Annotated in this window: 7 protein-coding genes and 7 pseudogenes; 7 read left to right on the forward strand and 7 right to left on the reverse strand. The window is 58.2% G+C overall.

The window, feature by feature from the left end; all coding sequences use genetic code 11:
- Positions 1-9: 9 nt before the first annotated feature.
- Positions 10-939: pseudogene (locus YUU_RS57285) on the forward strand (ISAzo13 family transposase); the annotation flags it as partial.
- A gap of 393 nt (positions 940-1,332) precedes the next feature.
- On the opposite strand, the gene YUU_RS53185 reads toward YUU_RS57285, so the two are convergent.
- The gene (locus tag YUU_RS53185; RefSeq protein WP_156944758.1) at positions 1,333-1,647 is read right to left on the reverse strand and encodes a hypothetical protein; all 315 of its coding nucleotides are present in this window, start codon (positions 1,645-1,647) and stop codon (positions 1,333-1,335) included.
- 893 nt (positions 1,648-2,540) lie between these two features.
- On the opposite strand from YUU_RS53185, the gene YUU_RS53190 reads away from it, so the two are divergent.
- Positions 2,541-3,971 carry a methyl-accepting chemotaxis protein gene (locus YUU_RS53190; RefSeq protein WP_051390121.1) on the forward strand — a complete coding sequence of 477 codons (1,431 nt, stop codon included), beginning with the start codon at positions 2,541-2,543 and terminating at the stop codon, positions 3,969-3,971.
- Positions 3,972-4,219: 248 nt separating this feature from the next.
- Here YUU_RS53190 and YUU_RS59360 read toward each other — a convergent pair whose 3' ends face one another.
- Together YUU_RS59360 and YUU_RS0138595 are read right to left on the reverse strand one after the other, a co-directional pair.
- Positions 4,220-4,519 carry a hypothetical protein gene (locus YUU_RS59360; RefSeq protein WP_156944760.1) on the reverse strand — a complete coding sequence of 100 codons (300 nt, stop codon included), beginning with the start codon at positions 4,517-4,519 and terminating at the stop codon, positions 4,220-4,222.
- Between the two features lie 441 nt (positions 4,520-4,960).
- Positions 4,961-5,467 carry an avidin/streptavidin family protein gene (locus tag YUU_RS0138595; RefSeq protein WP_051390126.1) on the reverse strand — a complete coding sequence of 169 codons (507 nt, stop codon included), beginning with the start codon at positions 5,465-5,467 and terminating at the stop codon, positions 4,961-4,963.
- 988 nt (positions 5,468-6,455) lie between these two features.
- Between YUU_RS0138595 and YUU_RS53195 the strand changes: the two are divergent.
- A pseudogene (locus tag YUU_RS53195) lies at positions 6,456-7,865 on the forward strand (trehalose-6-phosphate synthase); the annotation flags it as partial.
- Positions 7,866-8,652: 787 nt separating this feature from the next.
- Here YUU_RS53195 and YUU_RS0138605 read toward each other — a convergent pair.
- Positions 8,653-9,426 (reverse strand): nodulate formation efficiency C protein, encoded by a 774-nt coding sequence (locus tag YUU_RS0138605; RefSeq protein WP_245288235.1) that lies wholly within the window; start codon positions 9,424-9,426, stop codon positions 8,653-8,655.
- 328 nt (positions 9,427-9,754) lie between these two features.
- Here YUU_RS0138605 and YUU_RS0138610 point away from each other — a divergent pair, with 328 nt between their 5' ends.
- From YUU_RS0138610 to YUU_RS57290, 3 genes and pseudogenes are all read left to right on the forward strand, one after another.
- The gene (locus tag YUU_RS0138610; RefSeq protein ID WP_027527094.1) at positions 9,755-10,222 is read left to right on the forward strand and encodes a DUF4365 domain-containing protein; all 468 of its coding nucleotides are present in this window, start codon (positions 9,755-9,757) and stop codon (positions 10,220-10,222) included.
- Positions 10,195-10,923, forward strand: a complete 729-nt coding sequence (locus tag YUU_RS53200; protein ID WP_156944761.1) for a hypothetical protein — start codon at positions 10,195-10,197, stop codon at positions 10,921-10,923. The genes YUU_RS0138610 and YUU_RS53200 overlap by 28 nt, the downstream gene beginning before the upstream one ends.
- Before the next feature lie 29 nt (positions 10,924-10,952).
- Positions 10,953-11,306 (forward strand): annotated as a pseudogene (locus YUU_RS57290) (transposase); the annotation flags it as partial.
- Between the two features lie 70 nt (positions 11,307-11,376).
- Here YUU_RS57290 and YUU_RS61700 read toward each other — a convergent pair.
- Both YUU_RS61700 and YUU_RS53210 read right to left on the reverse strand, forming a co-directional pair.
- Positions 11,377-11,487: pseudogene (locus tag YUU_RS61700) on the reverse strand (hypothetical protein); the annotation flags it as partial.
- A 933-nt stretch (positions 11,488-12,420) separates the two neighbouring features.
- Positions 12,421-12,861, reverse strand: a pseudogene (locus YUU_RS53210) (diaminopimelate epimerase); the annotation flags it as partial.
- Positions 12,862-13,376: 515 nt separating this feature from the next.
- On the opposite strand from YUU_RS53210, the pseudogene YUU_RS53215 reads away from it, so the two are divergent.
- Positions 13,377-13,874, forward strand: a pseudogene (locus YUU_RS53215) (DDE-type integrase/transposase/recombinase); the annotation flags it as partial.
- Between the two features lie 42 nt (positions 13,875-13,916).
- On the opposite strand, the pseudogene YUU_RS61705 reads toward YUU_RS53215, so the two are convergent.
- A pseudogene (locus YUU_RS61705) lies at positions 13,917-14,123 on the reverse strand (IS701 family transposase); the annotation flags it as partial.

A 14,123-nucleotide genomic window follows, 5' to 3' on the forward strand; every position in this document is an offset into this window, starting at 1 on the left:
TATGCAGCGACGCGCGGCGATCCGACGGCGCCGCTGCTGTGGACCGCCAAGAGCCTGCGCAACCTGGCCGCCGGGCTTCGTGAGCTTGGCCATCGTATTGGTCACAATGTGGTGGCCGATCTTTTGCGCGATCTGGGGTACAGCCTTCAAGCCAACCGCAAGATCCGCGGGGGGGCGAACCATCCCGACCGCAATGCCCAGTTTGGGTACATCAATAGAAACGTGAAGCAAGCCCTGGCCGCGCGGGAGGGAGCCGGCGATCTCGGTCGATACCAAGAAGAAGGAGCTGGTCGGCGATTTCAAGAATGGCGGCCGCGAGTACCGTCAGAAGGGTCAGCCCGAGCCGGTGCGTGTGCACGACTTCATCATCCCGGAGCGCGGTCGAGCGGCGCCCTACGGCGTCTATAACATTGCCGACAATGCCGGCTGGGTGAGTGTCGGCATCGACAAAGACACGGCAAGCTTCGCGGTCAACTCCATTCGCCGCTGGTGGCAGACGATGGGGCGCGCGCGCTATCCGCACGCGACAAAACTTCTGATCACCGCCGATTGCGGCGGCAGCAACGGTGCCCGCGTCCGCCTTTGGAAGCGCGAGCTGCAAAACCTGGCCAATGAACTCGGCATTGCCGTCACGGTCTGCCATCCGCCGCCCGGCACCAGCAAATGGAACAAGATCGAGCATCGCCTGTTCTCGTTCATCACACAGAATTGGCACGGCAAGCCACTCGCAGCCACCAAACCATCGTCCAACTGATCGCCGCCACGACCACCGATACAGGCCTAAAGGTGCAATCCGAGATCGACCCCAACACCTATCCGGCAGGCATCAAAGTCACTGATGACGAAATGGACGCCATCAACATCCTCCGCCATAAATTCCACGGCGACTGGAACTACACCATCAGGCCGCAAACCTCAGTTCGCAGCGATAGTTCCTGAACAAGCCCTAAAGACCAAGCAGGCTCAACGCGCAACCGCGCTTGCCGAACTCAGCGACCCGAAGACGATCCCTGATCTGCCGAAATCGTTGACGCGCATGAAATGACCAGCGTGTCGGCGTTGGGTTGGCCGGAGCAGAAAACTTGCGCTCGATCAACTTTACGGTTCATCATCAAGAAAATAATGCATCAGAGGGCGAGTTTTATACGTCTTCCCATCTCGAACTTTCTCGAGGAGTGCGACTGCTTCCTTCGAGTACTTATGACAAACAGTTCTCACGCCGCCTTTCACAGCACAATAGTAGCGATTATCCGTCTGCGTTATGTTTATGCCCTTTTCGGTCTTGATCCGCTCGATCAATTGCCTCGCGCTATGCCAAGCCCGCCTTTGGAGTCAAAGTCTGGCTGGCTCTCTTTCGTTGGAGTCAAAGTCTGGCTGGGCTTCGTATCGGGCGACCAACCATTGTTCCATTATGACCTTGATCCCAAGCTCTTTTTCCGTCTCCGCCCTTGTTGCGTTGAGAGCAGCGACCGCTTGCGTAAGATCGACGAACGACCCCTGCAAGGTAGTGTTCGGAAGAGTAAACAGCGCATCGTTATGGTCCAAAATCCATGGAGACCATCCGTGCTCGATAGCATTAACGACGAAGTTTTCGTGCGCGTCTGGTTTGGTCTCTTTCAAATCGCACGAGGCAATAAATCTCGGCATCGTGTTGCTCCGCTCCGCGGCGCACGCGTGGACCGGAGGCAGCGCGAGCAGGACTCGGCGTCGGGAAGCACATCGACGCTTTCCCTACCGCGCTCGCGCTGCCAGTTAAGTTGGCGGCGATGACTCGGCGCTCGCGTTGGACCATGAAAGCGCTGTCCCTACCACACGCCGCAAACTTCGGTGGCCAGCCTTCGTCCTTGGACTGACCAACTTGGTCCCCCGAGAGGCTCAATTCTCAAGGGTGCGAGCAAGGAGTATCGCGGAGAAGTGCTGCAAGCACCTACCAGGATTGGTTGGTACCGATGTCATGTGGCCTGGGGCAAATGCGCCATGGCGACTGAATTAGCTTCGATTTTTGATGTGATTGAGCATCACCGCGAGCTTTCCGCGCAATACGATGCCGCGGTATCCATATCCGCCAAACTAGTCTAGTCACGTGAATCCAAAAGTTCGTCACATAATGTCTGCTGAGCTTTGTGACAGAAGTCGGCGATGTCTCGTTTTGTAACCAGAGCGAACTGGCGTAGACCTGCTGCGCGAGTTCGATCGCATAGGCGCCGTTAAAAAGGCGCTTGAGACCGCAACCGGTGGCGAAGCGCGCGGAAGCACCCCCGTGGAGATGCGAACGCTCATCCGGTCTGAGATCGTGAAATGGTCGAAGATCATTGATGAAGCAGGCATAGCTCGCATCGATTGAGGGCAGTTCGTAGCAATCCTTATCGTCCATCATCGGCGAATCATCACCGACGATGTTGACTCTTGCCTTTCGTCGCGAGATTCCCGGTTGCGGGGAAGGCCGGCGTCGCCACGGCGACGCACATTCTCGATTATTTAATATCTATTTGTAATAATTTGATCGTGTGGCCCATTGGAGCTTCGTCCCGGAGAGGGGGATGCTCTTCATGCCGGCGATTGAGGACGTCATGACCATGCTATTCCGGAGCGCGGACTTGCTTCTTGCCGCGATAGCGCTCGGCGCGGTGCCTATCGCCAATCGCGATCCGTCATCTTCCGGCTTTTGGCTCGGCCTTGCGATGGCGTCGGTCGCAGTCATCGGGGCACGATTTTGGAACAAGAGGGACAATATCCCTTTGGACGAGGATCGTCTTGCGATCAGTGCCTTTTCCACCATCGTGGACGGGGTAGCGGTGTTCGACAAGCAGGGCTGCCTGACCGCGAATGACGCGGCGGCACGAATTCTCGGCTTGAAGAGCGGGCGCGATATGGTCGGCCTTCAATTGAGCGCCATCTCCCTCGACCCCCAGCCCAATGGCAAGAGCGTCGGTCAGTGCTTCGCGGAAACCGCAGCCGTCGTCGCCAAAAACGGAAGCGCGACGTTCGAATGGTGGCTTCGCCGGACGGATGGAACTCCTGTTCCGATCAGAGCCGGCCTGGTGCCCGCCACGTGCAGGGGCAAGCAGATCAACATCTGTTCCTGGCAGGACATCTCGGCCCTGGTCGAGATGCGTGACGAGCGCAAGCGAACGATAAATGCGCTGGCCGATGATCTTGACAGGAGCGTCATGGGAGTTGTCGAAGCGGTCTCGTCACAGGCCGCCGAACTCAACCACGCGGCGGGCTCTCTGTCGTCCTTGGCCGAGCAGAATGAAGGCGAAGCAAAGGCAGTTGCACTCTGTTCCGAGCAGGCGTCGGTAAGCGTCCAGTCCATGTCCTCTGCAGCGACGGAATTGTCTTCCGCCATACGGGAAATTGGTCGCCAGGTTGAAGATTCCGCTGCGGTCACACGGGCCGCAGTCACGGAAGCAGGCCGGGTGGACCGCATCATGAGTGAGCTTGCGACCGCTTCACAGAAGATCGGCGACGTGGTCAATCTGATAAACGCTATCGCAAGCCAGACCAACCTGCTTGCCTTGAACGCGACGATAGAAGCGGCCCGGGCGGGTGAAGCCGGCAAGGGGTTCGCGGTCGTCGCTCAGGAGGTGAAAGCTCTAGCAAGTCAGACCGGCAAAGCGACGGACGAAATCGCCGTGCAAGTCGGATCTGTTCAGTCCGCCTCTCGTGAGGCGGTCGAGGCCATCAAAGCCATTTCGGTCACAATCAACAAGATCAGCGGCATCGCATCGGCCATCGCTTCGGCCGTCGAAGAACAGGGGACCGCCACCACGCTCATTGCCCGGAACGTCCAACAGGCCTCAGACAGCGTCGACCAGGTAAGCGGAAGAATTGCGACTGTCACCCGGGCGTCCACAGAGACTGAAGAGGCCTCGAACCAGGTCGTCAATGCCGCGCTGCATCTCTCTCAACATTCGGCGCGGCTCAAAAGTGACGTTAGCGACCTCGTTCTCAAGATGAGGGCGGCGTAGAAAGCGTTCCCCGACCTTAGTTAGGTCGCGATGGAACTTCTGGAGGTCCACGCCCTTACCGCCTCACGGCGAGTTCTGATCGTCGGTTGCTCCACCCGCGCCACTTGGCGTACGCCCGAACAACTCCGGGCCGCAGCCGACAGGGGGACGACGCAAATCACGGCATGGATGAAGCTCCTCCCATTGTTTGATGACGATGGCACCCCTGAGTGTAATGGGAAGAGCCTCGCGCAATGGCGCCCTCTGATCTAGGGCTTGAAGATATCTTTGGTCGAAATATCGACCTTCACGTTTATTAGCTTTGATAACTTGGAGAAGAGGCTTTCGCTCGGTCTGATTTTCAGCTTCTGTCGAAGCACTCGACCTTCGTCGGTGATCACCTCTTCGATTTCCCCCTCCGCGATATAGCCGTGGCCTTTCAATTCCTCCAACGCCTCGCCAAGCGTTGCTGTGTCCCGAAATATCTCGGATGGTCCGATCGGTGACCGAGCTTCGGGGCCTCCCGTGCTGCTTCGATAAGGCTTCCCCTCACTAATCGCAACGGCCACCTGTTCGCATTGCGCAGCTTCTTCACTTCGTCCCTGGCCGCGAGCCTACGGCCATCAAGCATGCACCCAGGTCTTGCGCGTTCCCGTGAAGAATGCGCCAGATAGGTCACCGCATGCTTGTGGTCATACGGCGTCAAGATGTCATCCGCCAGAACCTGGTCGGCAACATCCAGCCGGGCAGAGACGCAGGTCCACGATGACCGTGACGAATCCGGCCAGGGCGTGCCGCGAACGCCGGACGCAATCCAAGGCGTTTCGCGTATCGACTTGCTACGGTGATGCGACGTCTTCGGGACGTGTGTGCCAGCAGCCGACGAAATGGAGAGCCGGGGGTTTCGGAGGCGCCGTAAGGTTGCGCACTGCACTGGGCCTCTTTGCCATGCAATAAAGATGGACTGCGTGACGACGTTGTTCGAAACGTCGTCACGCAGTTTAGTTATGTCATTTACGATTCTTCGTGTTCGAGAGCTTCTCGCCTGCGCCGCCCTTGGCCGCCTCGCCACCAGCTGACGACAATTTCGACTTGTCGCCGCTAGCGAAAGTGAAGGTGTCGGCCCCGGCACTGATGCCATTCCATACCACCGGCTCGGCGAGCGAAAGCAGCCAAAGGCCCTGAAAGCCCGACGCAGCATTGAGCTGTCCGGTCCACACGGTAGTCGAGCCGCAGCCTACGAAGTTGACTGAAAAGCTGATCGCCATGCCGTTATTGGTCTGGGCGAGCCAGCCTGTCATGGCCTGGGGCGCGCCTTCATCGCAGCTATTGCTCGCGTTGTTGGTATAGGTGCCGGAAATCGCGCCTGTGCTCTGGTTGTAGCTGTTGACCGCTAGGGTCGAGCCGTATTGGTTGGTCCAGGTCCAGAGGGGTTGCGCCTTCGCCGGTCCCGCCAGTAGCAGCCCGAGGCAAGCCGCGCCGATCCATTTCGCCAATTTCCAGTTTGCTTGAGACATTGCCGACTCCATATCGCTCCAGAAGCGGAGCTGGCTGCTTATAAACGTGACCACCCGCAATTTAAACGAGTATTATATTTAGATTGCTCTAATAGATAGAGCTGTGAACGGCCGCTCTCTTAGACCTCAGTTCGATGAAGGAGGGGACCCGCGGTAACCGGAACAGCGAGAGACCGCATCGCCGCACCGGTGTTGCCGTGCTCTTGCAGCTGCCGTGCCATCAATGGACCGGATGCCATCGCCTTCGAGATCCTCCCAGGCCATGAGGATCATCCATTGTGGTCCGGCAATGCCGAGCTCTCTGGCCGTGTGCCAGCGAAGCTCGCAGAGATGCACGTGCCGCTCGCCAAAAGGAGACGCAATCCTGCCCACACCTATGCCGGCGCAATCGGCAACCCGGCCGCCTGTATCGACTTCTACATAGGCGGACAGGAAGCGAAGCGCATCTTGGACCGAGGCGCGGGCCCGGCAGGCCTTCTTAGAAACCTTAGATGGTGGGCTGATCGTCTCCGAGTTCTCGTCATTTGGTCAAAAGCCCCAACGTGCGCGGCCTTATAACAACGGGCGTGAAACCTGCCGAGAAACGAATTTCGTTCTGCGAATATTTCTCAAGCGTGACGGACTTTCAGTCTCACTATGCGAACGCGTCTTTGTGTCACATACCAAGTTTGGTGGGTGCGGCTACCGCCGAAAAGTACAAGCCATTCTGTCTTCCAAAAACCAGTGCTTCGTTGGCCTTGGAAGCTGCCCTCTCGAAACGAAGCTGTCGGTGCACCGAGCGGCGGAATGAGCACATTTATCTTGCCGGTCAGGGCGGGCCTCGGTGGCGCGTCGTTGTTCGAGCCTGCACGCCGTGTTTGGTACCGCCCCGCGGCGCACGCGTGACACCGTCGAGTCCAGTCGGGTTGTCAGGCCGTACATCGGCGATCACCTTCAAGTTGATCGAAGGCCCGGGGTAAACCGCAGATCAGACGGGGAAGGATGACTTGTGAATCTCGTTGTCGTGTCTAATCGGGTTGCCTCTGGCGACGCCAATGAACCCAAGACAGGAGGGCTTGAGACGGCGCTACTTCCCATGGTGCAACAATCCGGAGCAATTTGGGTAGGGCCCTCGCGCTTATCGGAGGTTGGCCGAAATAAGAATCCGTCCGTCACGGAACTCGGCGGAGGTAGGCTCGTGAGGGTCGATCTGCCTGCTGAGGATTATCGACGCTATTATGAGGGCTTTGCCAACTCGGCACTATGGCCGGCATTACATTCGCTGACAGACAAGATCTCCTTCTCGGATCGCGATTATGAGAGCTATCGCAAAATTAACGCCTTCATGGCGGACGCGCTGTTCGACTACAGGGACCGCGACGCGTTCTGGGTGCACGATTATCATTTTCTCTCGCTTGGCGCTGAGCTGCGTGATCGGAGCGTCGACCGGCCAATCGGCTTCTTCCTGCACACGCCATGGCCGGCGCCCAACGTGCAGCTGGTGCCGCATCATCGCGAACTGACCGAGTTGATGCTTGCGTACGATGTGATCGGCTTCCAGACCGACGAGGACCGGCAGAATTTCCTTGCCTGTGTCCTTGCCGATCTCCAGCTCACGCCCAGCGAAGATGGCGTCGTAACCTCACCTGGTCGAGGCGTGACGAGGTGCCAAGTGTTCCCGATAGGCATAGATACAGACAAATTTGCACAGCACGCTGCAGACGCGGACGCGAATGCCGATGTCGCGTCGCTATTGGACGGTCTCGATCGCGAGAAGCTTGCCGTCGGTGTCGACCGGCTCGACTACACCAAGGGTCTCGACAATCGCGTACGGGCTTTCGGGTGCCTTTTAGGAAAAGAGCCGCGCAGTGTCTCGCTGTTGCAGATCGCCACTTCCTCACGATCCAGCATCCCGAGCTACAGAGACTATCAGAACGATGTTATGTCTCTTGTCGAAGACGTCAATGCGCGCCATGGCGCGGACGGATGGAAACCGATCCGCTACGAGACGACGCCGGCCAGCCAGGCCGTACTCGCGGGTCTCTACCGCGCCTCACGTGTTGGGGTGGTGACGCCGCTGCGTGACGGGATGAATCTGGTGGCGAAAGAATATGTCGCCGCGCAGGATCCCCGCGATCCCGGCGTGCTGGTTCTGTCGAAATTTGCTGGCGCGGCCAAGGAACTCGATGCCGCACTGCTCGTCGATCCCAACGACGTCGAAGGTATGTCCGAGACGATTTCGAAGGCGATCAAGATGCCGCAGCCCGACCGCATCTGGCGCTGGCAAGACATGATGGCGAAGCTTCGAGCCTATCCCATCACGCAATGGACCGCGGACTTCATTGCGGAGCTGGAGAAAATTCGGACCGAGAAGCTTGGGGGACAGAGCCCGCGCGATGTGCGGCAGCTCAGCGGTTCGAAACGGAAGGCCGAATTTCAACTACCCGGCGGTGCGAGCCATTTGGACCCGCCGCATTTGTCACGTCCGGCGTTCGGTGTGCGCGCCAGGAGGCTAGATTATGACTTCACGCACATCGTCGGCTTGGGCTGGAATCACCGTCCTCAACCGGCTCCGGATGTCCTGCTCGGCGTGCTGAATAGAGTGGACGCTTTCCCGACGCCGGTCCTGCCGACGACAGATTTTTACATCCACGGTCATCCCTACATGGCGCAGTTGGTTGGAGGGATGAGGGAGATGACCCCTAACAATCCGCGGGGTATCAACGTTATCCTCATACCTCGATTTAAGGGCGGCTGAACGGCGCCTGGACCGCAAACCGTCCCTATGGGTTTAACGGCCGTAGCTTAAGCACTCTGGCTGGTCGACGGGTAGGCCAAATCTCGAGCCGAAGGAATCGGTTGTGATTTCTTGCTGAGCATCTTCTTCGCGAGGACTCGTTAACTCCATTGCGGTGACGAGATAGCCGTCGCGCCAGCTGCAGCCAACGGCAACCGAAGGTCGCTCGGAAATAGTTCTTCATCGGCGCGACCCCAGGGGCGCGATGGACCGGCAGGCAGCCGGCAATCATCCGCTCGGGCTCGGCCGCGTCCCCGTGATCGGAGCTTGGATCAATGCTCTCGACGGACCAGCGAGGCACCACCAGGATAGGTTGCGATTTTAAATCAGCGCCCCCGCAAGGGCCCGCGCTGGCGAAGCTAGTCCGTGCGTTCATCTTGCAAGATATCCTTGGCCCCTTTAGCGCTTCCTAATCTTCCGGGTCCGCATGATCAAACCAAGAGCCTGGAGGATAGGCGGCGATCCGCTTGGCAAAAAACGACCGCGGCTCCCAGGTTTGTCCTTCGCTCTTCTCGAAAACGATGACTCCGCCACGGGTCAGATAGATAGGCCCTGGAATATTGCAGTTCACCATGATCAGAATGCGCCACAGATTGCTTTTTGCGGCATCTTTGTCATCGGTCTTTTGCAGGTAGTCGAGCCCGACCGGATCGCTGATAGTGCACCGGCCGTGCCGCAGAAGATCGCCCAACCTGCCTTGAGCGGTCATCACAAAGTTGAAGTTGACGGGATCATGCAGAAAGCGGAGGTTCACCGCGCGTTCGCCTTCTGCGACTTCGGTGGCGATCAGCGAGAGTGCGAATGCCTTCCAACCCAATTCTATCGGCTTTGCATAGGGCGATTCAACCTTGAGCGTTCCATCGGAGGCAACTTTCCAGGTAATGGCATATTCGGCTGCCTTTTGGTTCCGACATTTGACCCACGAAAAGAACACGTACTCGCTGCCGTCATTCGCTTGAGCGACTCCCCATCTCCTCGGAACGAAATGCGCCACCTTCGAGACATTGGCGATGATTTGCTCGACAGTCTCGCCGTCCTGCGCTCGCCAAGTTGACTTGACGTTGTCGATAAGTGTGATCTTGTCCGCACAGGCACTGCCGCTCGTGACGGCCAGTTCCCCCAGGTACGCCAGCACTAGACAGAGACAGAACCAAAGCACGCGCCTTTCAGTCTTTTTCTTCATCATCGCGCCTTGGCCCTAATCTTCGTCAGTTCGATGTCAAGCTCGTCTTCTGCTGCAGCTCGAACCCGCCAAACCGAATGCAGCGTAGTTTAGCCTGCGACCGGAGCGATTCCGGCCACCATTGGATCAATCTGTATTCCCGAAAAGATCCGCGATGCCACCTACCAGGAATGGTTGGGCGCATATTCCGAATCGTTCAGTGCAGGCGAGTGCGAAGTTTTGGACGAAGAGGGAGATTCAGTCACCGGACTGATTTTGGCCTAATTGGGCTTTGATTAAGACTCGGTCACGAAGTACGCGAAGTGCAAAAGTATTTCGGATCGTTGCCATGTACTTTCATGTTCTATCCGACCGGCGGCGTCGAAGCGGGATCGACGGCTTCATCGAGTTGCGTGACGACGGGACGGGCGAGGTCGGCAACCTGCTCCAGCAGGTCCAGGACAAGGCCACCGAGCGCGAACGCCTGCAGGTGGAGATCGAGAAAACGTTCGAATTCGCGTGCGCCGACGCTGACATCGAATACTGGACCAAAGGCAAGGCCCCTGTCCTGCTGATCGTCGTGGCTCTGAAGACGCGGAAGGCCTACTGGAAATCGCTCAAGGAGTGGTTTGCGGATCCGCGCAGTGTCGTCTTCGAGGAGGCGAACCTACCAACACTAAGAGGTCTCCCGATGGGGCGATCTGAGTACAATAGAAACGGTGCTTGGTGGCAGGGTGGCAGGATGAAGCCGCCACAAAGACCGCACATGCCCAGAGGCGAGGACTACACATGCGTCAGAATTATCTTTTCGGAATGAGGCAAGCCGCGAGGCAAGCAAAGGCACTCCAAATTCCCGAAATCGCCGCTATCGAGTTTGGCGTCGCTGGCGGTAAGGGACTGCTGCTGATGGAACAAGTCGCCGAGAGTCTTGAGGCTGAAACGGGAGTTCGCTTCCGACTCTACGGCTTCGATCTGGAAACTGGCTTGCCACCCTCTGACGATTACCGAGATCTGCCATACGTCTGGCGCGCCGGTTTTTACAAAATGGATAGGGCTAAATTGGAGCCTCAATTAAAACGCGCTACCCTTATAATTGGCAACGTCGGCGAGACGGTTCTGACGTTTATCGAACGCTATTCGCCACCTGTTATCGGCTTTGTATCTTTCGACCTCGACCTCTATACAAGTACTAAACTGGCACTAAACCTTTTCAACTCGGCTGCATCCCACTTTCTACCACGGACGTTCTGCCACTTTGACGATATCGCCAGTGGTCTTGATGAAATACACTGCGAATGGGTTGGGGAACTTCTGGCAATCCGGGAGTTTAACGATGCTCACGCAGCGCGGAAAATCGCAAAGATAAACGGTCTGTCTTGGAATTTTGGCGCACCAGAGCAGTGGCAGGACCATACTTTTGTGTTCCACCTCTTCGATCACCCCACCTACAAGCAATACATCGATGAGCGGACGGACCGGCAACTGCCCCTACCAGATCGGCTTGAGTATCGGGCGTGAGCGAGACTACGGATTAGCTTCAGACCGATATCGAGGCGCTGCAGGCGCTGGTTGCGGCGGCACGCGCGGAGCGCGACGCGGCGATCGCAAAGTGCGACGCTGCGATCGTCGAACGCGACCAGGCGCTGTCGCAAATGGATCGCCTTCAGAATCTCTTGCGCCAGCTGCAACGCGCGCAGTTCGGTCGCCGCTCGGAGAAGCTCGATCCTGAGCAGCTGCAGCTGGCGATCGAAGACATCGAGCAGGCCATTGCCAGCGACGAGGCGGCTCAGGACCGGAAGGACACGGTAGGCGCACGCCAGCGCGCTGAACGGCGTCGGGCCAGCCGTGGTGCGCTTCGGGCCCGTCTGCCGCATATCGACGTCGCGATTGCCCCGGATGACCTTGCCCCCAAGTTTTATCGATGATCCAAGCTTCGATCTCTCCGTGGCGTTCGATGCTCGGCAGCACTAACTCACGGACCTTGGCCAACACTTGCTGGTCCGACCAGTCGCCTTGACCGACAAAATGCAACAACGACTGGTGCTGCGCTGCTGTCCGCTCAGGAGCCGTGATGGCCGCCATCGGCTCGTCTTGAGGCGCTGTGTGAGGTGATGAAAAAGAGGAAGCGCCCTTGACGTTTGTGGGGGACGAGTGGTGTTGAACGACGATGTCGTTGCAGCGGGAAGCTTCACAACTTTGCGCATAGCAGCTCTTCAAACTGATAGCTCGGGCGGGATGCACGAGCGATCGCTCAACGTCGGAGTTCGAATGGGGTTTTACGCTTTGATGCCTGTCGCCCGGTTTTCCACAGATGTTTGCAGTGGGCGGCGCGCTACCAGCTTCGCCGTTGATCCGCGATCAGCTGCATCCAACGCTCGGAGCGCATTTTGGGCCGAAGCGATCAGATCAGACCGCGCCCTCATGATTCCCGGGGCGCGGATGAGAGCAGTGCCACAAGCAACGCCGGCAGAAAGGACCGAGATAAGTGACCTTACCTCCCAATCAGAAATACTATCGTGGCCATTAACATGGTGACCCCGATACCAGGGGCAACGAGCCAGAAGGTCTCATTCTTCGTTTCGAAACATTGACGGGCGATATGCCATTTCGACAGCAGCACGACCGAGCATCGAGACATTTGCTTGTGATGGCGATCCAGCCGCGCCCGCAGCATCTCCATGCCGTTCGAGGAGACAGACACAACCCAGGCGAATTTCCGCACCGCGCGCTCGCCGAATGTCTGCATTGGCTCACGAACGGCAATGCTCTGAGCGAACGGAGGATTTCTGCTTGGCCACGATAACGACATGTGTGCCTCTAACGCCCTAGAAGCCCCGCCCCACAAGGCTGGGAGCCACGCTACCGCGAACAGCGCGCCACTACGCAACATGCGTTTTCCGCCGGTTCTTATAAATTCGGCGGGGCGGTCAAATCTCACGGGGCTGGAATCCATTGTCCCTCGGCGACCTTCACGACGTTGCATAAGACAATTTCAAAGCGCTTGACCACGAGCTGTTGCAATTCGATGTGGCGGGTGTCGCGGAACTCTTCCGCCAGCGGAATGTCCTGCCAGCCGAATTTTGGCGTACCCATGTCGACGGTGTAGAGATCCGTTGCCGGGCCCTGCCAGCAATAGAGGAGGCCGGCGCGCGTCTCGAACGTCGCCGCGGTCTGGCTGGTCTCCTCGAAGATGCGCCGCACCACGCAACGCATGCCGTTGCCGCAAGCGCCGGCTTCAGAGCCGTCATTATTGTAGATGCGGACGAAGGCTTCGGTGCCCGCCAACCGCGGTTTGTGAAGCACCATCAGCTGGTCGTAGGGAACGCCGCACACAGACCCCACCAGGCGCACATCGTCGGACGTCAGCGGGGCAGCGGAATCGCGCATGTCGATGACAACAATCTCGTTGCCGATGCCGTTCATCTTGGCAAATGCGCGATTGGCGAGCATGCTCATAGCAGTACCCGTTTTCCCACCTGCCATGGAGAACTCCCTATTGGCCGCGCTTTCACCGGCGGATCCCAGTTAGCAGGTTCTTCCCACGTAAAGCGCTCATTTGCGTGGGTGAGCGAGAGAGAAATCTGCGATATCTAGGTGAAATTGTAGCGCAGTCATCAGATCAAGGGCGGTATCTTTGATGAACTTGGTCAGCAGAATTCGATCACCATTGGACTCGACCATGATGATCGCCCGCAAGCCCCTCGAAGTGCCACGCGCGTTTCTGGCGGACATGCGGGCCTACTTTCGGGCGACCTCCGAACGGAAGCGCGACGAAATTGCTTCGGACCAGTTGGGTTTAATTCGTACTTCCGGTAGGGCGACAAGAAGATGGGGCTAAGCGACGTGCGGAACCTGTTCGAACTGATGCGGGACGAGATTGAAAAGTAAAAATCGCCGTCCTCTTAGGAAAGGCGATCGCATTCCGCGGGCCGGGAGGCCTGCACGGCCAGAACAAGACCCGTCGGATCTAGCGCGAATTGGGCCTGCAATTGCGCAACAAATCGCCCAAGCGCCGGGTCAAGGCCAAGCTGCGCGATGATCGCAGGCCGGCGACGCGATCGAACGAGACCTGGGCGATGGACTTTGTGCATGATCAGCTAGCGACCGGCGGCAAGCTCCGGGTTCTCACGGTCATTGACATCTTCTCCCGCTTCTCGCCGGCGCTGGTGCCGCGGTTCACCTTCCGCGGCACCGACGTCGTGGCGGTATTGGAAAGGGTTTGCAATGAAGTGGGATTCCCGGCGACGATCCGCGTCGATCAAGGCAGCGAGTTTGTGTCGCGCGATCTTGACCTTTGGGCCTATCAGCGCGGCGTCACACTGGACTTCTCACGGCCCGGCAGGCCAACCGACAACGCGTTCATCGAAGCCTTCAATGGGCGCTTCCGGGCCGAATGCCTCAACGCCCATTGGTTCCTCAGCCTTGCGGATGCACAGGAAAAAGTGGAGACTTGGCGCAGATACTACCACTACTCTGGCAGTTTAGTTTTGCCTGGGTCGACGAGGAGTTTCTCACAGTGCGGGCATCGCCGGGGTGGAGGCTGAGCGAAGAGCTCGAGGATGGCTTGCCTGACGGCCGGCATGCTCGGCTGTGGCGGTGGTCCCGCGATTCTTTTTTTTTCGTCCCGCTGCTTTAAGGCGGCGGGATTGGAGGAAGGCGTAGGCGATCATGGTCATCAAGGCGTGTCGGTGTAAGCCCGTCCAGGATCTCCCTTCGAA

The organism is Bradyrhizobium sp. Ec3.3, assembly GCF_000472925.1.
In the GTDB taxonomy this organism is placed as follows: Bacteria; Pseudomonadota; Alphaproteobacteria; order Rhizobiales; family Xanthobacteraceae; genus Bradyrhizobium.

What these genes read in the sequence shown, in the direction of transcription:
- YUU_RS53185 (WP_156944758.1), bottom strand. Translation starts at nt 1,647, where the DNA reads ATGCCGAGATTTATTGCCTCGTGCGATTTGAAAGAGACCAAACCAGAC.
- YUU_RS53190 (WP_051390121.1), top strand. Translation starts at nt 2,541, where the DNA reads ATGCTCTTCATGCCGGCGATTGAGGACGTCATGACCATGCTATTCCGG.
- YUU_RS0138595 (WP_051390126.1), bottom strand. Translation starts at nt 5,467, where the DNA reads ATGTCTCAAGCAAACTGGAAATTGGCGAAATGGATCGGCGCGGCTTGC.
- YUU_RS0138605 (WP_245288235.1), bottom strand. Translation starts at nt 9,426, where the DNA reads ATGAAGAAAAAGACTGAAAGGCGCGTGCTTTGGTTCTGTCTCTGTCTA.
- YUU_RS0138610 (WP_027527094.1), top strand. Translation starts at nt 9,755, where the DNA reads ATGTACTTTCATGTTCTATCCGACCGGCGGCGTCGAAGCGGGATCGAC.
- YUU_RS53200 (WP_156944761.1), top strand. Translation starts at nt 10,195, where the DNA reads ATGCGTCAGAATTATCTTTTCGGAATGAGGCAAGCCGCGAGGCAAGCA.